General features: G+C 63.1%; 20 protein-coding genes. 9 read left to right on the top strand and 11 right to left on the bottom strand.

Annotation, left to right across the window (positions count from 1 at the left end; all coding sequences use genetic code 11):
- Positions 1-55 precede the first annotated feature (55 nt).
- Positions 56-1,024: a UDP-glucose 4-epimerase GalE gene (galE, locus tag LXN01_RS10310; RefSeq protein ID WP_236864768.1), complete on the bottom strand. Its 969-nt coding sequence runs from the start codon at positions 1,022-1,024 to the stop codon at positions 56-58.
- A gap of 127 nt (positions 1,025-1,151) precedes the next feature.
- On the opposite strand from galE, the gene LXN01_RS10305 reads away from it, so the two are divergent.
- Together LXN01_RS10305 and LXN01_RS10300 are read left to right on the top strand one after the other, a co-directional pair.
- Positions 1,152-1,631 carry a glycosyltransferase gene (locus LXN01_RS10305; protein ID WP_236864766.1) on the top strand — a complete coding sequence of 160 codons (480 nt, stop codon included), beginning with the start codon at positions 1,152-1,154 and terminating at the stop codon, positions 1,629-1,631.
- Complete coding sequence (locus LXN01_RS10300) at positions 1,628-3,841, top strand: DUF6716 putative glycosyltransferase (RefSeq protein ID WP_236864764.1); 2,214 nt, start codon at positions 1,628-1,630, stop codon at positions 3,839-3,841. Before LXN01_RS10305 ends, LXN01_RS10300 begins: the two co-directional genes overlap by 4 nt.
- A 49-nt stretch (positions 3,842-3,890) precedes the next feature.
- Here LXN01_RS10300 and LXN01_RS10295 read toward each other — a convergent pair whose 3' ends face one another.
- From LXN01_RS10295 to LXN01_RS10280, 4 genes are all read right to left on the bottom strand, one after another.
- Positions 3,891-6,146, bottom strand: a complete 2,256-nt coding sequence (locus LXN01_RS10295; RefSeq protein WP_236864762.1) for an N-acetylmuramoyl-L-alanine amidase — start codon at positions 6,144-6,146, stop codon at positions 3,891-3,893.
- Positions 6,147-6,368: 222 nt separating this feature from the next.
- Positions 6,369-6,893, bottom strand: coding sequence for a GtrA family protein (locus LXN01_RS10290; protein ID WP_236864760.1), 525 nt, complete (start codon positions 6,891-6,893; stop codon positions 6,369-6,371).
- Complete coding sequence (locus tag LXN01_RS10285; RefSeq protein ID WP_236864758.1) at positions 6,890-7,966, bottom strand: glycosyltransferase; 1,077 nt, start codon at positions 7,964-7,966, stop codon at positions 6,890-6,892. The genes LXN01_RS10290 and LXN01_RS10285 overlap by 4 nt, the downstream gene beginning before the upstream one ends.
- Before the next feature lie 129 nt (positions 7,967-8,095).
- Positions 8,096-10,177 carry an acyltransferase family protein gene (locus tag LXN01_RS10280; RefSeq protein WP_236864757.1) on the bottom strand — a complete coding sequence of 694 codons (2,082 nt, stop codon included), beginning with the start codon at positions 10,175-10,177 and terminating at the stop codon, positions 8,096-8,098.
- 261 nt (positions 10,178-10,438) lie between these two features.
- Between LXN01_RS10280 and LXN01_RS10275 the strand changes: the two genes are divergently transcribed.
- The 3 genes from LXN01_RS10275 (at position 10,439) to LXN01_RS10265 (ending at position 15,043) form a co-directional block, all read left to right on the top strand.
- Positions 10,439-10,948 carry a hypothetical protein gene (locus LXN01_RS10275; protein ID WP_236864755.1) on the top strand — a complete coding sequence of 170 codons (510 nt, stop codon included), beginning with the start codon at positions 10,439-10,441 and terminating at the stop codon, positions 10,946-10,948.
- A 277-nt stretch (positions 10,949-11,225) separates the two neighbouring features.
- Complete coding sequence (locus LXN01_RS10270; protein ID WP_236864753.1) at positions 11,226-13,916, top strand: glycosyltransferase; 2,691 nt, start codon at positions 11,226-11,228, stop codon at positions 13,914-13,916.
- Between the two features lie 266 nt (positions 13,917-14,182).
- Positions 14,183-15,043 carry an 8-oxoguanine DNA glycosylase OGG fold protein gene (locus tag LXN01_RS10265; protein WP_236864751.1) on the top strand — a complete coding sequence of 287 codons (861 nt, stop codon included), beginning with the start codon at positions 14,183-14,185 and terminating at the stop codon, positions 15,041-15,043.
- Here the strand turns inward: LXN01_RS10265 and LXN01_RS10260 are convergent.
- Positions 14,979-15,206, bottom strand: a complete 228-nt coding sequence (locus LXN01_RS10260; protein ID WP_336885264.1) for a nucleotidyl transferase family protein — start codon at positions 15,204-15,206, stop codon at positions 14,979-14,981. The genes LXN01_RS10265 and LXN01_RS10260 overlap by 65 nt on opposite strands.
- Positions 15,207-15,675: 469 nt before the next feature.
- On the opposite strand from LXN01_RS10260, the gene LXN01_RS16545 reads away from it, so the two are divergent.
- From LXN01_RS16545 to LXN01_RS10245, 3 genes are all read left to right on the top strand, one after another.
- Entirely contained in the window at positions 15,676-16,503 is an 828-nt protein-coding gene (locus tag LXN01_RS16545; protein WP_500676686.1) for an ATP-binding cassette domain-containing protein, read from the top strand.
- Positions 16,500-17,174, top strand: a complete 675-nt coding sequence (locus LXN01_RS10250) for a methionine ABC transporter permease (RefSeq protein ID WP_236864749.1) — start codon at positions 16,500-16,502, stop codon at positions 17,172-17,174. Before LXN01_RS16545 ends, LXN01_RS10250 begins: the two co-directional genes overlap by 4 nt.
- Before the next feature lie 113 nt (positions 17,175-17,287).
- Entirely contained in the window at positions 17,288-18,130 is an 843-nt protein-coding gene (locus LXN01_RS10245) for a MetQ/NlpA family ABC transporter substrate-binding protein (protein WP_236864747.1), read from the top strand.
- A 172-nt stretch (positions 18,131-18,302) separates the two neighbouring features.
- Here the strand turns inward: LXN01_RS10245 and LXN01_RS10240 are convergent, their stop codons facing one another.
- Positions 18,303-18,689 (bottom strand): thioredoxin family protein, encoded by a 387-nt coding sequence (locus LXN01_RS10240; protein WP_236864833.1) that lies wholly within the window; start codon positions 18,687-18,689, stop codon positions 18,303-18,305.
- Between the two features lie 144 nt (positions 18,690-18,833).
- Here LXN01_RS10240 and LXN01_RS10235 point away from each other — a divergent pair, with 144 nt between their 5' ends.
- The gene (locus tag LXN01_RS10235; RefSeq protein WP_236864745.1) at positions 18,834-19,418 is read left to right on the top strand and encodes a protoglobin domain-containing protein; all 585 of its coding nucleotides are present in this window, start codon (positions 18,834-18,836) and stop codon (positions 19,416-19,418) included.
- On the opposite strand, the gene LXN01_RS10230 is transcribed toward LXN01_RS10235, so the two are convergent.
- From LXN01_RS10230 to LXN01_RS10215, 4 genes are read right to left on the bottom strand one after another with little or no spacing between them, the layout of a single operon-like run.
- Entirely contained in the window at positions 19,397-20,047 is a 651-nt protein-coding gene (locus LXN01_RS10230; RefSeq protein ID WP_236864742.1) for a DNA-3-methyladenine glycosylase I, read from the bottom strand. The two genes, LXN01_RS10235 and LXN01_RS10230, sit on opposite strands and share 22 nt — an antisense overlap.
- A gap of 1 nt (position 20,048) precedes the next feature.
- Positions 20,049-20,717 (bottom strand): alpha-ketoglutarate-dependent dioxygenase AlkB family protein, encoded by a 669-nt coding sequence (locus tag LXN01_RS10225; RefSeq protein WP_236864741.1) that lies wholly within the window; start codon positions 20,715-20,717, stop codon positions 20,049-20,051.
- A complete protein-coding gene (locus tag LXN01_RS10220; RefSeq protein ID WP_236864740.1) occupies positions 20,714-21,337 on the bottom strand; it encodes a methylated-DNA--[protein]-cysteine S-methyltransferase in 624 nt (207 codons plus the stop codon). The genes LXN01_RS10225 and LXN01_RS10220 overlap by 4 nt, the downstream gene beginning before the upstream one ends.
- On the bottom strand, positions 21,334-21,891 hold the full coding sequence (locus LXN01_RS10215; RefSeq protein ID WP_236864739.1) for an RNA polymerase sigma factor: 558 nt from the start codon (positions 21,889-21,891) through the stop codon (positions 21,334-21,336). Before LXN01_RS10215 ends, LXN01_RS10220 begins: the two co-directional genes overlap by 4 nt.
- Positions 21,892-21,987 lie beyond the last annotated feature (96 nt).

Raw genomic sequence — 21,987 nt, 5'->3', positions numbered from 1 at the left:
CTTTTCACGGTACTGGGTGTCATTGCAGTAGGTAGCTGCTTGGGTCGTCGATTCTTCACGGCCGCGGGGTACCCATCGCTTCAATAGCGCTTCTCACGATGTCCTCTAGTTCATACTCAGATTTCCAACCGAGCTCCGTGCGGATGGCACTCACATCGGCAACGAGCTCTGCCGGGTCGCCAGCGCGCCTCTCGCCCATTTCCGGCTGAATTGGAACACCTAGGACGCGCCCGACGACATCGATCACCTCGGAAACAGAGGCTCCCCGGCCAGTGCCGACGTTGAAGACGGAGTTGCTAGCCCCACCGGCTTCTACGTAGTCCAGGGCGGACAGATGTGCCTCCGCCAAGTCCTTGACGTGTACATAATCACGTATGCAGGTTCCGTCCGGAGTTGGGTAGTCGTTTCCGAAGATCACCGGAGTTCCACCGCTCGCCACCTGATTGATCACGATCGGGATCAAATTCATAATCGCTGTGTCGGCCAAATCGGCCCATCCTGCGCCAGCGACGTTGAAGTAGCGAAGTTTGGCTCCCTTCAACCCCGCCACCTCGGCGTTGCTAATCATCCACTCACCGATGAGCTTCGTCTGCCCGTACGGGTTGATCGGCCGACACTCGACGGACTCCGCTACGACTCGCTGGTTTGGATTACCGTACGCCGCCGCGGAAGAGGAGAAGACCATCGAATTCACCTGACACGTTTGCATCGCCGCAAGCAAATTAGCGAGGCCGCCGACGTTCTGCCGGTAGTACCAAATGGGTCGCTCCACGGACTCGCCGACCTGCTTCTTCGCAGCGAAATGTATGACTGACTTGACGTTGTGGGTCTCAAAGGTGGAGACCAAACGATGCTCCGCGTCATTCGATGCCAAGTCGATCGCGACGAGCGGCGAGTTCAGAACCCTGTCTGCTACGCCAGTGGAAAGATCGTCTACAACCACAACATCTCGCCCCTGATTCTCCAGTAGACGCACGACGTGTGAGCCGATATATCCAGCACCACCGGTTACCAAGACCGTCATAAATCTCCAATGCGAGTCATCGATTCGACCACATACACAATAGCGAAGATGACGCAGATTCACTGGCAGGGTCGAGGCGCCGGTAGGATACCGCTTGTTCCAATTTCCTCAGGAGACCTTCATTACTATGCCACACACGATCGGCCTGGCGAACAGCAGGAACAGCGGCCTGAACACAGCAGAGGGCGAGTACATTGCGTTTCTCGACGGCGACGACCGGTTATTGCCGAATCACCTCCGGCACATGCCTGATTCCATGAACCGCCTCGAAGTGGATTTCGTTCGTTGCGACCACGTCCAAGTCGATGGGGTCAAGCGCGAACTCCGGCGTGCGCTGATGGCGATCAGGAATCATGCTCTACCTCCACGATCCGAAACTTTGCCAGTTCGCGATACGACGATGGTTGACTATCCATTCGCATCGGCCGGTATTTCCCGCCGCTACCTTTTCGATAATGGCCTCCTCTACTTCCCGATGGACTTCACGACTGCCCTTCCTGAAGGCGGGCGCAGTCGCAGGTATCGATTGCGAAAGCACGTTGGGCGTCTCCTTCGGCTCACAAAGCAAAGATTGGTTCTAAGACTTGGCGGTGGAAGGCTCGCATGACTCGCTCCCTGGCATGGGTTGAATCGCCACTCCAGGTCATATCGGCAATTGAAGCCCATCGACCCCGCGAGGAACTCGTCATTTATGCGCGAAGCAGTGCAAAGGGAATGGAGGATTTCCTCGCCCAATTGGACTGGGGTTGGCTTCCACCGGGTGTCTGGATCGAAGTTGCCGGCGGAGTTCCAGCTCACTTCTTCAGCGCGAGCGCTGATCGCCTTCTCGTTGGAGATCCGTGCTCAGGCGAGTTCCAGCGAGCGATGCTGCGCGACGGGCTCCACAGGAATTCGTACCTGGTCCTCATCGACGACGGACTGGCCACCAAGGAGGTCATCCGACAGCTGACCGCCAAATACCCGGTTCCCCTGCGCCGTGCTCGACAGCAGCAGTTGTCTCCTCCTCGCAGGGCAGCCGCGCTGGCCACTGCTATCAGCTTGCGCGCTGCACTCCACGCGGGTCGATTGACGTGGGTAACCGCGCTTCCTGCCGCGGCCGGAAAGACAGAGCAGAGATTCTTAGCGGCTGGTGGGTCGATTCGGCGTCACGAGTTCTCATGGTTGAAGTCATTGCCCGAGCTGGAACATCGGGTGCCGGGTCGTATCGTCCTCGGATCGGCCATGGTTGCCGACGGTCTGATCCGCCGCCGTGACTATGTGGACTGGGTCTCGCGCGTAACGGCTGGATCCCCTAGTGTTTACTTTGCTCATCGGCGCGAATTGGATTCGGATCTGTGCCAACTCGATGCCCTGGATTCAGTCACTGTTCGCCGAGCTGGACTGCCCGTAGAACTTCGGTTGGCCCACGCTCCGCACAGCGCGGAGATCTTCAGTCTACCGACCACAGCAGTTGCAACACTGCCATTAGTCATGGACGATCCTCGAATCACCATGACAGAGATTCCACGAACCTGGTGGACGGGGCATGCTCGTGATTCTCTTCGCCGGGAGCTGAATAGGACCATGACAGCGCCTCGCTACAATGACGCGGTGAGCAAATACACCGTCGTGTCAGTTTCCGACAGCGAGTCCTACCTCAAGTGGGCTTGTCGCACCCTTGACGCCCTCGGGCCTGACATCGACGCTCACGTCTGGCTCATCGACAATCCGATCCTGCCCACACCCGAACAAGTCACACACGCAACCGCCGGTTCTTCATGGGAGCACCGGGAGATCCCAATAGTCAATCGTTCCGAGCTCGAATCCGAACTCGAACGCGTGACGCCGGATATCGTTCTCGCGGCCGCAACTGGTCCAGTGGTGCAACAAATCTTTGCCACAGGCGCTCACCTCGAGCGCCGGCCCGCACTCGTGTCCGGACTGCCTGGTGTCGGGCTACCCGCCACGTCAAAGGGAATGCGGTACCGGCGCATCGGCGATGCATTTATAACGCACTCGGAGCACGAGCGAGCCGAATACTTGGCCGTTGCGCAGAAGCTCGGGATACCGGTCGAGCTCATCGTCGCGCGACTACCACTGTTGGAATCAACGGCGCCGCCTCAGCCGCAGTTCCCACGGGGAACTCCTCCAGAGCGCATCGTCTTCGCGACCCAGGCGAAGGTGCCTGTCGAGCGGGCAGACCGGATCCGGATCCTTTTGTCCCTGACCGAGTACGCGAGACGCCACCCCGGTTGCGAAGTGATTATTAAGGTGCGGTCCCGTCCCGGTGAGCAGGAGACGCATCACGAGGAGTTCACCTACATTTCGCTGCTTGACCAGCTCATCGCTGACGGGTTGATTGCCAAGGGCGAGTTGACTGTGGCAGTGGGGGCGATGTCACTGTTCCTGACGCCCGGGACTGCCTTGGTCACAGTTTCATCGACGGCCGCGCTAGAGTCGATCGACCGGGGGCTGCCAACTCTTATCATCGACGACTTCGGTGTGAGCCGGGAGATGCTCAACATCGCCTTTGAGGAGTCAGGTGTCACTGGGTCGCTAGCCGATATGATTGATGGCCGCATCGGCTTCCCAAACCGCAATTGGCTCGTCGAGAATTATTTCCAGGAACCCAACTGCGAGCTGACTGACTCTTTCGAACTGCTCGCACTTCGCTCGCGCGAACGCCAATTGCCGGATCTTCGCGGCGCCGCCCGCGTACAGGACTTTCGTCGTCTGCGGGCAGAATTGCGCACTAAGGCGCCGGCGCAATTAGTGCGCGGATATCGAACAGCTGTTAAGCCGTTACGTCGGCTCGTGCGATTCCTTAATCACCGATAAAGAGAGGGGTGCCCCGGCTCCTCCAGGGACCGGGACACCCCTAGTTCAATCACCGATAAACGACATGCGCTTTACTGTCGCGCCACTCGATGTATCCCCCTTGGAAATCCTGGCGGGTCACACCGTTCTTCTTGTACTCGTTAGAAGTCGGATAGCCAAGCTTGCCTTTCTCCCACCCGGTCTTGCCCCAGGCAGATCTAATGCCTCCCCAAGTGGCATGTGCTCCCGTGTCTGGAGACCAGTGAATATCGCCGCCCTGGAATCCCTGATATGCCCCGCCCTTGTGCAAACCAGTATGCTCTCGAGTCTTCGGGTATCCGAGCTTGCCATTCTCGTAGCCGGTATCGCCCCAGGTTTCGCGGATCGCCCCCCTAGTGGCATTCGCACCCGTGGCAGGGCTGTAGTGAATATCGCCCTCCTCGAAGCTCTGGTAGGCGCCTCGGTCACGCAGCTGGTGCTCACGCGACGTGGGATACCCGAGTGACCCATTTTCGAATCCCGTTCGAGCCCACTCGGTCCGAATTCCGCCCCATGTCGCATGAGCACCTGTCGCAGAAGTCCAGTGGATGTCACCACCTTGGAAGCTTTGGTACGCCCCTCCGTTGCGCAAACCATCATGTTCACGGGAGGTGGGATAGCCGAGCTTGCCGTTCTCGTAGCCGTGGGCTCCCCAGGTAACGCGAATGTCTCCCCACGTCGCGTGAGCGCCGGTTGCGTCCGACCAATGAACGTCACCACCCTCGAAACTCTGATAGCTGCCGTCATTCCGCAATCCGCCATGCTGTTCGGTTTTCGGATACCCCAGTCGACCGTTCTCGAATTTCTGCGCCTTCCAGAGGTTGCGAATGGGACCAGCCTGAGTCGAATGAGCGCCGAAGCTCTCAGACCAATGGATGTCACCGCGTTCAAAGCTCTGATATCGCCCTCCATTTCGGAGGCCACCGTGCTGGCTGCTCGTCGGCATCCCCAATACATTGGTGCCGTCGATCGCTCGGTAATGAGCCCCAATCGGTCCCGGGACGTCAAACGGCAATACGCTGTCCTGCTGCTTCTTGCCCTCCGATCGCAAGGACGACAGCTTGTCGTACAATCCATTGCCGGGACATTCCGTCGTGGATACGTCGCGATGCCCGAACACGCGATGCAACGAAACCTTCTGTCCACTTGCATATCGAGTGCTGCCGCCGGAGGTAAGGGTGACCTTAGCGGTGGGATCGTAACCCCAAGTTGCCGACTGCCAGGCGATAATCTTCTCCAGTGCGTCAAGCGCTGCAGTGGATGGCGAGGAAGAGTAAGTTCCCATTACGGATACGCCGAAAGTCCCCGTGTTGAACCCGCCAGCGTGAGCTCCGACAACTGCCTTGTCGAAGCCACCTGCTCGGCCTTCATAGATATTTCCGAACTTGTCAACAAGCATGTTGTAGCCCAGATCGCACCAGCCTCGTCCCGACGTGTGGTACTCCAAATAACCACGAAGAATGCCGGGGACTTCGGATTCAGAATAGCTATTGGAACCAGCCGTGTGGTGGATTGTGACGGCCCTGTTCTCACTGGCCGTCGAAGGGCTACAGCGGACCTTTGACTCGTTCGCGCCCCATTCCGCTCGTGATGTGTAGCGCCCGAGGCCGGTAGTGGATGCGGCCGTGTAGACAGAGGCGGCGTCCGGTGCCACAGGCTGCGCAAGGGTATCTGCAGTCTCGCCATACGAGTTGTTGCTAGTAGAACCAAGCTCAGGAGCTCTTCGTTCTTCAAGTTCATTGTCTTCCGTGGGCGCATCCGGACTCGGGAGGATTGGCTCTGAAGGGGTCGGAGCGGGTTCAGTGCCAGAATCCCGTGCAATCTCTACATCAGCCGAAGTCTTCTCCGTGGAGAACACCTCGATCCTTATGTCAGTCGTATCGGCTTTGGCATTCTCCGCACGAAACTCGATCTGTTCGGCGTCGGTAACTGCGAGAGGCTCAGTTCCGTCCTTAGCCTGCTCAGCTTCAGTCGATCCTGGCTCAGGACCTGCCCCGTCTTCTACCGGCATCTGTTCCCATGCCTGCCATTCGCCGCCGATCTTGACTCGATACTCGCTTTTCGGGTCGTCTCCGTCCCATGTGACGCCAACAACCGATGTCGCGTCGAGATCGACACTCACCGTCTCGCCGAGTTCCGCGGATTCGGTCAAGCGGTGCACCTCGGCGTCGGAATTGTCGACCGGTTGAACATTTCCCGAGTAGCTCGGAAGTTCCAGTTTGGGCAAAGGATCAGCGGCCTGGGCCATTGGGGCGATGAGTACTGAAGCCGCTACGAGGGAAGTCATCGTAAATGCTGATGTCCAAGACACCATAAATGAGGCTCATTTCCGACTTGGGGCAGACCACAGCCTGCCGGGTGAACAAACGTGCACACTTACCGGACACGTACGTTGTTTTTCCAGAACCGAATATACCGGCCGGATGCCCCGTAGCTGTGGATTTAAAGTGAGAAGCCGGAGAAGTTCTTCAGCGCCTTTCGGTCTTATTGCCGTTGACCACAGAGATCGTCAATTCAGGTTTTCCTTTGGCTCTACCGCCTTGGAGCTCGACAGTCCTTCCAATACGACCGTCTCCACCTGCGGCCGCTTCTTGAAGACCCAGGTCCGGTACGCGTAGAACCGGAAGATCATCGCCAGTCCAATTCCGATGATGTTCGTCGAGATGTTGTAGCTGACCGGATCGCGCAGTTCGAGAACGTACCAGGTGAATCCCAACGGCAGCACCGCAATGACCATGCCGATCGCGTTCACCACGAAGAACAGGGTCATCCCGCGCAGGTTCGATCCGACATGTCGGTCGCCATAGGTCCATAGCCGGTTGCCCAGCCAAGCAACGACCACCGAAGCGATCGTCGAAATGATCTTGGCCTTGAGAGGGCTGCCCGGCATCACGGCAGGGACTAGCCCGAAGAACCCGTACACCAGCAGGTTCGACAAGCCGACATCAACGATGTAGCCGAGCCCGCCGACAGTGAGGAAACGGAACACCTCCACGGCAAAGATCCGCCATCGAGCCGGCACCCGGTCGATCATGGAGTGACCTTCGGCCCCTTCGATCCCTCCGGCTCTGCGCTGACCGCCGCGCTGCGCGGACCGGTGACATCCGTTTCCACGAAGGTGCCGGGGAGCATCGCGGACACGGCCACCGGGTCCGGGTTCGTCTCCACGGCCGGATCGAGTGAGAGGTAGCGCAGGCGCGACGCCTCGCGCCGGGCTCTGCGCAGACCGTCGAGGACGAGGCCCACGCAGCCCATGAGAACTGCCAGTCCCATCAAGGCTGCCGCCAGGATGGCAGTCGGCAGCCGCGGGACAAGACCGGTCTGGAAGAACTCGACGACGAGCGGGATGCCGAGCGCCAGCGAGATCAGTGCGAAGAACACTGTGAGGAGCCCGTAGAACAGCGTCGGCCGCTCGTGCCGGACGAGCTGCACGATGAGACTGAGGATCTTGAAGCCGTCACCGAACGTCGACAGCTTCGATTCGCTGCCCTCGGGGCGATCCCGGAAGCCGATCGGATATTCGGCATTGGGCAACCGGAGCGCCATCATGTGGACCGTCAGTTCGGTCTCGATCTCGAACTGCTTGCTGATGGCAGGGAAGGACTTGACGAATCGGCGCGAGAACACGCGGTAACCGGACAGCATGTCCGTGACCTTCGACTTGAAGAGCCACCCGGTGAGCCGGTTGAACATCCTGTTCCCAGCCTCGTGGCCGGGTCGATACGACGACGTCTCCTGCGTGTCCTGGCGGACGCCCAGCACGTGGTCGTAGGGGCCGGACAGGAGCAGATCGATCATGCCGGGGAGGTCGGCGGCCTCATAGGTGTCATCGCCGTCGATGGTGACGTAGAGGTCGGCATCGATGTCAGCGAACGCACGCCTGATGACGTTGCCCTTGCCCTTGAAGGACTCGTGCCGCACGATCGCACCGGCCTTCGCCGCGAGTTCCGCTGTGCGGTCGGTGCTGTTGTTGTCGTACACGTAGACCGTCATGCCCGGCACTGCTGCCTTGAGGTCAGAGACCACCTTCTCGACAGTGATCTCCTCGTTGTGGCACGGCACGATCGCTGCTATGCGCAGCGATCCCCTGTCGTTGAACGACACCATTTATCCAGAGTCCTCGGTTTCGCAGTTGAGTCGAAGTCGGCCCGGCCGATTCGCGGGCTTCCAAATCCTCCGCCATTCTACGGGTCGAGGCTTGACAGCGCTCATCACCGGTCAGAGGACGTCCGATTTTCAGCCGATATCGAGCACCTCGGACAGCGGTCCTGCCAACGTCCTCATGTACGTTGCGGATACGTGATTGTTATCGCGATACACCAGCACCGAGCCGATCACCGCCGGACATATGTCTTCGGTGCAGAACTCGTCGACAAGGCTCTCGAACCGCACTCCCTCGACCTGGTCGGCGGCTGCTTCCAGCGCACCATTCGTCTCCTCGGACTCTCGGCTGGATTCCCGGTCGAATCCGCATTCGTCAAGGCTCTCCTCGTTCGCGGCCACGCAGTCGGGCACGGAAAGCTCGTCACCCGGGATCGGAGTGTCATGCATGGCGATCACCTCGATGCCGGCCTCGGCCATCGGCTCCAGAACTTCGACGTACCCCTGGGTTCCCCCGTACTCCTCATCGCTGTCCGGAGCCATGTCCTCGGCCGCGTAATTCGTCATGAATACCTTCTCGGGTTCCATCTCAAGGATCCGCTCGAGCGTCGCAGTGTTCGGCTCAGTGCATTCGAGTCCCCCGTCGAGCTCGAACTGCCGCTTCTCCATGTTGAAGGGACAGGAGTTGTGCAGGAAGGTCACGACTTTCCAGTCCGTGCCCTCGACGATCTCCTGGAGCGCCGGGACCCATTGACTCGCGTGGGAATCACCCACCACCACGAGGGTCTTGCTCCCCTCGGGATTCGCGGCCACGCACTCATGGGTGATCGGGGAATCAGCGGCGGCGGTCGGTTCCTCACAGCCCGGGTACTCGGGTTCGTCTTCACGCGCCTCCGCAGGCAGCGGGATGATGACCGACTGGCCATCCGCGTAGGTCTGGAACGACGAGTCCGAGATCTCCCCGGCGCCCATGCTCGGCGGCGCGAGGGCGACCAGCCTGTCCACCCGCTCCTGCTCGACAGACATGTATCTCTCGAAGGCCACCTGAGGCACGACCGCGACCGCGGCCGCGGCGGCCATCGCGACGGCGCTGGCCCGCACCGCAATCCAACGTCGATTCCTGAATAGCTCGTTCCTCCGGACTGGCTCCTCGACCAGATAGAAGCTCACCATCGCCAATCCCAGCGAGAGCAGAGCGAGTGCCACCCCCTCGACAAGACCGGGCCGGCCACGAGTCGCGACGAAGAAGGTGATCACCGGGAAGTGCCAGAGATACAGCGAATACGACCACATTCCCACCAGCTGCACCGGCTTCCAGTCGACGACCGGCGTGAGGGATCCCGGTCCCTCCGTCCTGCCGGCGATGATCACGGCCACCGCGCCCAGAGTCGGAACGAGCGCGAACGCACCCGGGAAAGGAGTGCTCTCGTCGTAGAAGACGCAGGAGATGGCGATGGCGGCAATGCCGGCGAGTGCCAGTCCGCGACGGAGACGGGGGAACCGCTGCGAATCACTGAGAACACACGCCAGGAGGCCGCCGAGTCCCAGCTCCCACACCCTCGCCGGCGTCACGAAGTAGGCCTGCGGATCGCCCGCGTTGACCTGGATCACGCCGTAGACGAACGAGGCCACCACAATGATCACGAAGAGTCGGAACACGAGATAGCGGAACACCCGAGGATTGGGAAGCGCGCCTCGGTCGGAGTCCCGACGGCCTGCAGTCAGCAGGCGAGCCAGCACGAGGGCGGCGACCACCACGAGCGGCCAGAAGAGGTAGAACTGCTCCTCGACCGACAGTGACCAGAAGTGCTGGAAAGGCGTGTGGGCGGCGTCCTGTCGCAGATAGTCCACCGAACCGGCGGCCAGGAGGAAGTTCTGCACATAGAACACAGACGCGATCCCCTGGATTGCAGTACTGGTCCATTGGGTGTTCGGCAGGAAGAAGGGCGCGGCCACCGCGATCACCACGATCGCGACCGTCGCGGCCGGCAGGATCCTCCTGGCTCTGTTCGTCCAGAACTCCAGGAGGGACAGCCGACCCTTGGTCTCGACCTCACGGAGGATGTGCGAGGTGATGAGGAACCCCGAGATCACGAAGAAGACGTCCACCCCGACGAAGCCGCCAGGCAACCGGTCCGGATAGATGTGGTAGATCACGACCGCGAGAACGGCGACAGCTCGGAGGAGCTGGATCTCAGGGCGGAATTTTCGCTGCACCGGATCAACGTAAGAGCCCGCGAGACCCCTGCTCAATGATCGGCGGGTTCGGAACGTGCGGCTTCACGCTGAAATGTGGAAAACCGCTGAACTATCCGCTCGCGCACCGCGAGGCCGAAATCAGAAGCACCATGCCCGACCGCCGGTGAACTTCTCCCCTGGCGACGTGCTGTAGTCTATGGATCAGATCAACAAGGAACCTTGCTTGATTCGGAGTGCAGTCATCGTACTTCTCGTGCACCATTGTGAATCGGAGTAGACATGACCGCAGAACACACCGGCGCCTCACCTACGGCTCACGCACCACGTCGGGCCAAGACCACAGGACTCATCGTGGCCGCAATCGGCATCGTCCTGTTCAACATCGCCCCATTCCTGAACTGGGTGAATCCCGGGGGCGATTCTGACCCCCGGTCCGGCTACGAAACTGATTCCCTAGTGCCCTTCATCGCCTACCTCGGCGTAGGTCTTCTCATCGCGATGATCTATGCGGCGGCGCGTGCGCGGCGGCGTCAGCATCGTGGACTGACCCTGGTTTCGATGGCCGTCGGCATCGCTGCCACCCTGCAGTGCTTGGCCTTCGCCATCGACCCGATGGGTGGACTCGAGCGCGGTGATGATCTCTCCGTCGAGTTCGGCGTATGGTTCGCACTCATCTCCGCTTTGATCTGGACCATCGGCTCTGCCTTGCTGGCCAAGGAGATCGAGGGCGACGACGACGAGCGCACCGACAGCCACACACGCGACAGCGAAACTGTCCGCAACCACTGATACACCTCAAGGCCGCCATTCGGTGGGCCTGTGTTCGAGGGAGCGGCACGGGAGACGACAGCGAAGGCTGCGTTCCCGGGTCGCTCCCTCGTGCGGTGAGCGGCACGCCTCCACCAGCAGCTCACACCGTCTTCAGATATCTGCGCACCAGTGACGGCGGCGCGAGAACTGAACCGCTCTTCCGGCGTCCTGGGTTCTTCCCGCGATCTCGGAGTACGATGGCCGCCTACCATCGTCTCGCACGGTGAGCGCCACCGGTGGGGAAAGGCAGGCGAGGATGGATCTGGGCAGAGTCGCCAGGGAGCAGGCCAAGAAGGTGCTGCCGTCCGCAGCCCAGTCGTATCTGCGCCAGGAGCTGCCGGCGTGGAAGAAGCACCTGCGCCGCAATCAGTCATACGTGGCGAATGCACTCAGCGCCCGCGCCTTCACCAGCGCCCTGAGATCCCCGATCAGGCCGAAGACGGTGGTCTGGGAATCCTTCGCCGGCAACGGGGCACTGTGCAATCCCGAGGCGCTCTTCCGCGCCATGATCGACGGCCCTCGCTACGCGGAGTTCACCCACACCTGGGTGCTGTCGCGGAAGGCCTCCGACTCCGCCTTCCTCACCGAGTTCGCCGGACACCCGCGCGTGCACTTCGTCGACCACAAGACCCCGGAGTACTACCGCGTGCTGGAGACCAGCCAGTACCTGGTCAACAACGCAACCTTCCCGACCGACTTCATCAAGCGGCCCGAGCAGACCTACCTCAACACCTGGCACGGCACGCCGCTGAAGAAGATGGGCTACGACATCGCCGACGGCGCCGTCGACTCCCGCAACATCCTCCGCAACTTCATGTCCGCCGACTACCTCCTCGCCCAGAACTCCTTCATGACCGAGCAGATGTACCTGTCGGCGTACCGGCTGCGCAACGTATTCGAAGGCGCGATCATCGAAGAGGGCTACCCGCGCACTGACCACATGTTCGGTCCCGGTGCCTGGGTCCACGCCCGTCAGGTGCTGCGCGACCGCGGGATCGACGCCGGCAGCCGGAAGGTGCTCACGTTCGCACCCACGTGGCGCGGCGAATCGTTCTCTCGTCCCGACGTCGACGTCCAGGCGCTCCGGGAGACGATCGGGGCCCTGCGCAGGCATCCGCAGCTGCGCGACTGGGTGATCCTGCTCAAGGCGCACCAGGTCGTGTACGAGCAGCTCAAGGACGACCCGGACCTGGCCAGCGTGCTCGTCCCAAACGATGTGCCCGCCAATGAGGTGCTGGCGCTGAGCGATCTGCTCGTGTCCGACTACTCGAGCATCTTCGTCGACTACCTCGCCAGCGGCCGGCCGCTGGCCCTGCACATCCCGGATGTGCACAGCTACTCCGACAGCCGCGGACTCTACCTCGACATCGAGCAGATGCCGGGACCGGTGTCGACGACATCGACGGAGCTGCTCGACAACGTGACGCGCATCCTGGCCGGGGGCGGTCTGGACGAGCCGTTCCCCGCGGCCGCCCACCGCTACCGGCAGCTCGCCGCGCGGTTCACCCCGCACGACGACGGTGACGTCAGCCGACGGATCATCGACGTGGTGTTCAACGGCAACGAGGACGGGTACCGCGTCCGGCGCGGCTTCCGCGACGGCCGGACCCGGTTGGCGATCTATTTGGGAGGGATGATCACCAACGGCATCACCTCCTCCGCGCTCAACCTCCTGAGCCGACTGGATCCCAACACCTACGACGTCACCGCCCTGTACTGCCGCTCCGACAGCCCGGATTACCGAGCCAACGCCGCCCTGATCCCCGACCACGTCCGGCACGTCGTCCGCGATCCGGGCCTGCTGCAGTACGCGCTGCAGGCCAGCATGGACGAGCTGGTCAAGGCCCCCGACGACTGGCGGAACGCACACCTGGCCGACGCAGGTCTGTGGCAGTGGGAGTGGCGGCGCCTCTTCGGGGATGCGGACTTCGACGCCGCGATCGACTTCAGCGGGTACTCGAACTACTGGACCAGGCTCATGCTGCACGGCTCCGCGCCCCGGAAGGCGATCTGGCTCCACGACGACCTCCGGGCCGACGCGGAACGTGAGATCGATGGCGAACGACCGCACCGGGACAATCTCTACGGTGTGTTCAAGCTCTACCGCGGATTCGACGCACTGGTGTCCGTCTCTCCCGGCCTCAGCCGGATCAACGCAGAGAGCCTGCAGGAGTTCGCGCCGGCCGCGAAGTTCGTCAGCGCCCGGAACACGATCGACGTGGAGCGAGTACTGTCCGGGACGGACCAGATCAGGTTCTCCGCCTCCGATGCCCCGACCATGAGCCTGAATCGGCTCACCGACGTCATCGCCGAGCTGGGTCGCCTGTACTCCTACGACACCGTGGTGGCGGAAGCCTCCCGCCAGCAGCTGGTCAGCACCTTCATCTCCCGCGGCAACTGGACGACCTTCGTCACCGTCGGGTGGCTGTCCCCGGAGAAGAACCATGCGCGCCTGATCCGGGCATTCGCGCGGGTGCACGAGCAGAACGAGAACACGCGGCTCCTCATCATCGGGGACGGACCGCTGCGAGGAGAGCTCACCGCCCTCACACAGTCCCTCGGCATTGCGGAATGGGTGGTCTTCACGGGCTGGCTGCGCGACCCCTTCGCGCTCATGGCCGAATGCGACTGCTTCGTGATGTCGAGCAACTACGAGGGCCAGCCGGACGTCATCCTCGAGGCGCGGGTGCTCGGGCTGCCCGTGGTCACCACGCACTTCGGGTCAGTGCACAGCGCCATGGCGGGCGGCGGAGGCCTGATCGTCGGCCAGGACGTGGAAGCCCTGGCGGAAGGCATGAGGTCGTTCATTCGCGGCGAGGTTCGAGCCGAACCCTTCGATGGGGGCGCCTACAACGCCGAGGTGATCGGCGAGTTCCACGCCGCTGTGTTCGGCACCGGCACGGCCGCGCGGCCGACTGCACGGGAGGGCGTGCCAAACCGGCGGTGAGCAGCCGGCGTTCGGGCTGTTGCGCGAGCCGGGCTGGGCACTGCGACCGGTGCCTCTGCCGGTGTTGTTCGCGATGATGCTTCAGGCGGGAAGATCTGCGCTGGCGCCGTCGGAGCGACCCGCTGCAATGCGCGGTGGCGCGAGTGCAGGGCGTGTCACGGCACTGCCCGGGGCACACTGTGGATTCGCACCATCGCAGCCTCCTCAACGCGAGGGTAACCAGCGGTGCGAAACTCGGCAGATTGTGATTAGGTCGACATACGACGATGCCTGAAGCTCTCATCGAGACATACAAGCGCTGGGACCGCGCCGGCCGACCCACACAGGTTGCTTCTACCTGGAACCCAGAGATCTGGATTCGAGGGCTCCCGGAGTATGCCGAGTTTTTCGAGGACCTGGGCTCCGAAGGTCTCGATCGTGTTCAAGCGGTCGAGAAGTCGCCCGAAGTCGTCGACGAGGAGACCGCAGTGCGCGTGTTCCTGCTCGCAATGCTGTGGGGTTACGGCAGAGCCGGCTACGGCCCGTTCAGAACGAAGCGGATTCTTGATCGTCCCGAAGCGAAGGCGGAGCTGCTTGAAGTAGCCCAAGTGGCGCAGCAAGAGGGCGGCCTTGCTGCGTTTGCGCGGGTAGCGGAGCGTAGACAGCAATCCCGCGAGTTCCTGAAGTGGCTGGGTCCCGCCTTCGGCACGAAGTACATCTACTTCGTCACAGCTAAGCATCCTGAACTTCAACCCGCTCCCGTCATGGACGCGGTGGTCGACCGCTGGTTCGGAACGCATGCCCCTGGCCGGCGCATCGTCGTCAATGATTGGGACACACGGAGCTACCAGACCTTCCTCGACAGCTTGACCGAGTGGGCCGAGGCGATTGACGAGAATTTCGGGCACGACATTCGCATCGACGACGTCGAATACATGATCTTCGCTGAAGGAAGCCGCTTCGAGGGCAACACGTGGAGCGAATCGTGGGATGCCGAGCAGCGGGAGATTCCAGCACCGCTTCTGTTCGACCAGTTGAGAGCGCTCGCCAGCGCGAGCTCCGATGAGGATCGCGCGGAGAAGCTCATCGAGGAGCTGGAAGACATGTTCGGGCCATTCGACGAATCACAGGAGAACGCCGGGAGCTGATCGTGTGCCCGACTTCGCACACGTCCTTGAGGAAGTCGAACTCGCCGGTCCAGTCGTCACCCATGACGAACGTGTCGACGTGGTACTGCTCCACGTCGGCGAGCTTCTGCTCCCAGTTCTCCTCCGGGATCACGAGGTCCACGAAGCGGATCGCCTCCAGCATGTTCTTCCGGTCCTCGTAGGTGAAGAACGCCTTCTTGCCCTTGACTGCATTGAGCGGCCGTACTCGCGGCAGCGCTGCAGCCGAATATGCCCGTAGTCCAGGAGATCGGACGTGCCCCGGGTGATGACGCGACGTGGACGCGGTCCTCCGACTCGTCGAGGCTGTCCCGGGGTTCGGCGTGCTCCCGCCCTCCCGCGACCCGCAACTGTGCGCAAGACCACTTTTATGAAGCAATGTGACGAAATGTTGCATTCTGTTGCTCGTGGTCCTGGCCCACGGCGGAGAATGGACGCGGCCCGGACCCGGGTCCGTCCATCTTGCACAAGGAGAAGCACGTGATCGAATTGCGCGGACTGCGCAAGGAATTCTCCGGCACGGTGGCACTCGAGAACATCGACCTGTCGGTCGGAGCCGGTGAGATCCACGGCATCGTCGGCCGATCGGGTGCGGGCAAGTCGACACTCATCAGGTGCTTGACCGGCCTCGAGAAGCCCACCGCCGGAACAGTGAGCATCGACGGCGTCGACGTCACCGCCCAGAAGGGCGAAGGCCTGCGCAGGGCACGGCGGAACATCGGCATGGTGTTCCAGCACGCCAACCTGCTCGATTCGCGCACCGCCCTCGGCAACGTCGAGCACCCGCTCGAGATCGCCGGGGTCGGCAGGTCCGAGCGCCGCAGCCGCGCCTTGGAGCTCCTGGAGATCGTGGGCCTGAGCGACCCCGCGCCAAGAACCATCCCGCGCAGCTGTCCGGCGGCCAGCAGCAGCGCGTGGGCATCGCCCGCGCGCTCGCGGCCAACCCCAAGATCCTGCTGTGCGACGAGCCGACGTCGGCACTGGACTCCCAGACCACGCGGCAGATCCTGGAGCTGATCCGCTCACTGCGTGAACGCCTGGGGATCACCGTGCTCATCATCACCCACGAGATGTCCGTGGTCCGTGAGGCCTGCGACTCCGTGACCCTGCTGCAAGACGGCCGGATCACCCGCAGCGGCACCTTGCTCGACGTCATCCGCGACGCCGGTTCCACACTCAGCCGGGAGCTGCTGCCCCTGCCCCCGACCGGTGCCACCTCGGGAACGGTCGTCGAGGCGCTGCTCACCGACACTCCCCTGCGCTCCGCGCTCGACGCCATCGAAGCGACGGCGCCCGGCGCCTCGGTCGGGGCAGGCTCCATCGAGACCATCTCCGGCACCCCCGTGGGCCGCCTCCAGGTCAACCTCGACGGCCGGGCCGAGGCCGACCGGCTGGTCGATGCGCTGCGAGCCCAGGGCATCCATGCGGAGGTGGCGGCATGACCGAGCAGACCTGGTTCAACAACCCCGCCATCACCCAGGAGATGTGGCCGTCCCTGGTCGAGACCATCGCCATGACCTTCTGGTCGTCGGCGATCGCGGTGATCCTCGGCCTGCCGCTGGGCATCTGGCTGTTCGTCACGACCAAGGGCTCGCTGGCCCCGAACCCCGTCGTGCACCAGGTGCTCAGCGTGATCGTCAACATCGTCCGGTCCGTGCCGTTCATCATCCTGATGATCGCGCTCATCCCGTTCACCCGGTTCGTCGTGGGCACCGCACTCGGCTGGCAGGCCGCCGTGGTCGCGCTCTCGATCAGCGCGATCCCGTTCTACGCCCGGCTGGTCGAGACCGCCCTGCACGACGTGTCGGCCGGCAAGGTCGAGGCCGCCCAGATGATGGGTGCGAGTCGGGGCCAGATCATCCGGCAGGTGCTCGTTCCCGAGGCGATGCCCGCCCTCATCGGATCGGCCACCGTGACCTCGGTGGCGCTCGTCAACTACACCGCCATGGCCGGCGCGGTGGGCGGCGGTGGCCTGGGCGACCTGGCCATCTCCTACGGCTACCACCGCTACCAGGGCGACGTGATGATCGTGTGCATCGTGCTGCTCGTCGTCTTCGTCGGCATCATCCAGCTCGCAGGCGACCTGCTGTCGCGAGCATTCGACCACAGGTAGGTATCGCGGACCCACCCGGCCGAGCCCCGGAGACCCTTCGGCCGGTGCCCGGACGCTCATGCGCCTGCGCGCTCACCGGCCATCACTCACAGACTCAACGAAGAAGGAGAATCATGAAGCTCAAGCTTGCTGCGGCAGCCGCTGCCGCCACCGCTCTCACCCTCACCGGCTGCGGCCTGACCGGCGGCGGCGAACAGGAAGTCGGCACCGAATCGAACGGCGTGACCACGCTGACCGTGGGCACCTCCGTGACCCCGCACGGTGACATCTTCCGGTTCATCGACGAGAACCTCGCCCCCGACGCGGGGATCGACATCGAGGTGCAGGAGTTCACCGACTACTCTCTGCCCAACCGCGCGCTCGTCGACGGCGAGATCGACGCGAACTACTTCCAGCACCTGCCGTTCCTCGAATCGGAGCGGGAGAACCAGGGTTACGAGCTCTACCACTTCGAGCAGGGCATCCACATCGAGCCCTTCGCCCTGTACTCGGAGAAGCACAACAGCGTCGAGGATCTGCCCGACGGCGCCACTGTCGGCATCAACAACGACCCGGCCAACCAGGGCCGCGCCCTCAAGCTGCTGGCCGACAACGGCCTGATCACCCTGGCCGAGGGCGTCGACCCGATCACCGCAACGGTCAACGACGTCGCCGAGAACCCGAAGAACATCGAGTTCGTGGAGGCTGAGGCCGCGCAGCTTGCGCGCACTCTGGCCGACACCGACGCCTCGGTGATCAACGGCAACAATGCGCTCAACGCCGGCCTGTCCTCGAAGAAGGACGGCATCCTCGTGGAGTCGCCGGAGGGCAACCCGTACACCAACATCCTGGTCGTCCGCGCCGGGGACGAGAACAACGAGGCGATCCAGACGCTGGCCGAGCTGGCGCACTCCGAAGAGGTCGCCAACTTCATCACCGAGACCTGGCCGGAGGGCGAGGTCATCCCGGCGAACTGATCGCCTGGCCGCGATCGGTCGGATTCGGTCGGGTGCGTTCGGTCGGCCCTCGTCATTCTCAACTGAGGGCCGGGATGGAATCGATCATCCGGCACTGCCGAGGCGCCGCGCAGCTGTGAGCTGCGCGGCGCCTCGGTGTCGTCGCTCAGCGAGCGGCGGCGGCTGGCTGTCCCTATTCGGGCTGCGACTCGCCCTGTTCCGCCTGCTGCTTGGCCACCTCGGCGTGGACTTCTTCCATGTCGAGATTCTTCACGGCGGTGATGACCTGTTCCAAGGCCGGTGGCGGCAGCGCACCCGGCTGGGAGAACACGAGCACGCCTTCCCGGAACGCCATGAGGGTCGGAATCGAGCTGATGCCCAGCGACCCGGAGAGCTGCTGCTCCGCCTCGGTGTCCACTTTGCCGAAGACGACGTCGGGGTGATTCTCCGATGCGGATTCGTAGGTGGGAGCGAACATGCGGCACGGGCCGCACCAGCCGGCCCAGAAGTCCATGAGGACGATGTCGTTGTCCTGGATGGTGGAAAGAAAGTCGGATTCTGCGATGTCGACGGTGACCACTGTTCTGCTCCTCGGCCGCTTGCGGTTGACCTCCATCGTGGCTCCTGACCCGGTTGATAATCAACCGCGGCGGCGATTGGCAGACACCCGGCGACGGCCTATGGTGGAAGCCCGGTGAAAATTTGATGATCGGAATGAGGTTCGATGATGAACACCACGCCGGCCGGCTACACCTACGATCAGAATCTGCCCTCGTCCCCCGTGACGAGATCCCAGTTGGACGAACTGCTCACCGACGTCATGTGGACTGACGAGGACGCAGCCGCACTGCGCAGAGCCGGGGATATTCTCACGCCCCGCGTCTCGGAAATCCTCGACGCCTGGTATGACTTCATCGGCTCGACGCCGCATCTGGTCACCGTCTTCCGCGGCGCGGACGGTGAGCCGGACGCCGATTACCTCGCACGGGTTCGCGCGAGGTTCGAACGCTGGGTGGTCGACCTGTGCACGCGCGATTTCGACGAGCAATGGCTTGCCTACCAGGAGGAGATCGGGCTCCGCCACACGTCCAAGAAGAACGAGACCGACAACGTCGACTCGCCGGTGGCGCACGTGCCCATGAGCCACTTGTTCGCTCTGGTGGTTCCCGTGACCTTGTCGGTCAAGGAGTTCCTGGTGCAGGCCGAATCGGATCGTGACGAAGTCGAGGCGATGCACCAGGCGTGGTTCAAGGCCGTCACCGTCACGCTCGTGCTGTGGTCCCGCCCTTATGCGGGTGATCTGTGGTGACGCCAGACCCCTGAGGACCCGCGCCGATGTGATCCCAGCACGTGGGTGTCGATGATGCCCACGGCCTCCATCAATGCGAACATCGTGGTCGGTCCGACGAAGGCGAATCCCTTCTTGCGCAGCGCCTTCGACAGTGCCACCGATTCCGGCGAGGTCGAGGGAACCTCGTGGATGGACCGCGGTCGAGGTGTCTCCTCCGGCTGGAATGACCACACGAAATCCGCCAGGCCGCCGGCGTCGCGGAGTTCCAGCGTGGCCTGAGCGTTCGTGATCGCCGCATTGATCTTCGCCCGGTTGCGCACAATTCGAGCGTCCGACATCAATCGCGCGACGTCGTCCTCACCGAACTGTGCAACCTGGTCCGGGTCGAAGTGCGCGAACACTTCACGGAAGGCTTCGCGTTTGCGCAGGATCGTCACCCAGGACAGCCCAGCCTGGAACGCTTCGAGGCTGAGTCTTTCGAACATCCCCTGCTCGTCCCGAACGGGCATTCCCCACTCGGTGTCGTAGTACTCCCGCAGCAGCGGATCCGTCGCGGCCCAGACCGGTCGGACCAACCCGTCCTCCCCGATGACGAGGCCGGTGTCGGTTCGGTTGTCCTGGTTCGACACACCGTCGTTGACGCTCACTTCACTCCCCCAGTCCCGTGACTCTCATCGTGATGTTGATCCTTCCCCGTTCCAGTCCGCAGCCGTCCGGAGCACTGCCGGGGTACACCTTCTGCACTCCGTGGTACGCCAGCCGCGATGGGCCGCCGAACACGAACAGGTCCCCGGAGGCCAGGTCCAGGTCTTGGTAGGGCTTGTTCCGCGACTCCGTGTTGCCGAAGCGGAACCTGCAGGTGTCCCCGATCGACAGCGACACCACGGGAGCGTGCGATCTCTCGTCCTTGTCCTGGTGCATGCCCATCCGCGCCCGCTCGTCGTAGAAGTTCACCAGCGCTGTGTCCGGCGTGTAGTCGTCGCCCGCGCGCGGATTCCCGGTGGCAGCCACGAGCGCCTTCCTTCCGAGGCGCACCATCCAGTCCGGGAAGTCGAGCACTCTGCTGCCATTGACGTCCACTGCTTCGCGTGTGTACTCGTACGGGCGCCAATGCCAGCCCAGGCAGACCGTCTTGACGCTCATCTCGTGGCCCCGAATCTTCGCCCCGCGCAACGGCACTGGACCCGCAGTCCAATCCCAGAACCGACGGACAATCCACCGCTGCTGTTCGAACGACAGCCACCCGGGAAGGAGATGGGCCCCCTCCGGCAGCTCAGGCACGGGGCGTGCGACGAGATCGTCGCCGAAGAGAGTCATGCCGCCTTCTCCAGCAGCAGCAGTGCCGACTTCGCCTCCAGACCACCGAGGTACCCTCCCAAGCCGCCGTCCGTGCGCAGCACTCGATGGCAGGGCACCACGACCGGGAGCGGGTTGGTGGCGCAGGCGGTGCCGACGGCCCGCACCGCTGTCGGCCTGCCGACCAGCTCGGCAACCTGCTTGTAGGTCAGGGTCTGGCCGTATTCGATCTGCGGCAGATGTCGCTGCACGAGCTGTCGGAACCCACCCGAAAGCCTGTAGTCCAGCGGGATGTCGAAGCTGCGGCGGGAGCCGGCGAAGTACTCATCCAGCTCCTGCGCCACCCGGTCCAACCGCCGGGGAACTTCCAGCACACGGGGGCTGATTCGTGCGGACAGCTGCTCCAGCACTGCGTCGAAGCCTTCATTCTCGAACGCGACCCGCACCAGGCCCTTCTCCGTCACTGCCAGCAGCATCGGGCCGATCGGAGAATCGACGGTGCGATAGGCGACGTCGACCAACGCCTGCTCGACCGCGCTCTCCGCGAGCCGATCGTGCAGCTTGGCCATCTCCGCTTCCGTGACTGGAAACAGTGCATCCGAGTCGGATGCGTCACGGACGCTCCAGTGCGTCGGATTCATATCTGCGCTCCTTCTGGTCTCTCACCGGCGTCGAACCTTCCGGCCGGCATGTCATCGGCTCGCAACGCTTCTGCCGGGGACTCACGGTCGTGATAGCTGCGGCGCAGCGTCTTCAGCCCGTCAGCGGCTGCCCTGCGGACTGCGTCAGGAGTGCTGCCGATCAACTGAGCAGTCTCAGTGTGCCGCAGACCGCCGAGGTAGTGATACGCGAGAGCCAGCCGCTGACGCTCCGGCAGGGCAGCGACCGCTTGCCACAGACCCAGGTGCTCGCCACCCGGGTTGCCGTGGGGCGAGTGGCCCTCCCGGAGTTCGGCGGCGGGTACCGCGCGCCGGTCGCGTGCTCGAATGATATCGATCGCCTTGCGCTTCGCCACGGTCACCAGCCAGGCTTCCACATTCATGCCCTCCGGCAGCTCCGGCCAGGAGCGCAGGGCGGCGAGGAACACCTCGGACCACGCATCCTCGGCGTCGGCCCCTGCGCCGAGCAGTGCGCGGCAGACCCGGAACACGGAGGCGCCATGCCGCCGGACGACCTGCTCGAATGGTTCCTTCATCCTCTTCACCCGCTCGATCTCTTCATCACACAGTAGACGTGGCAGCGAGGTGAAACGTGAGGTTCCCGGCGATACTGGTGTCGACAGCATCAGCAG

It is taken from the genome of Brevibacterium daeguense, from assembly GCF_021729135.1.
GTDB classification, from domain to species: Bacteria; Actinomycetota; Actinomycetes; order Actinomycetales; family Brevibacteriaceae; genus Brevibacterium; species Brevibacterium daeguense.
This window is presented reverse-complemented; position numbering and strand designations above follow the sequence as displayed.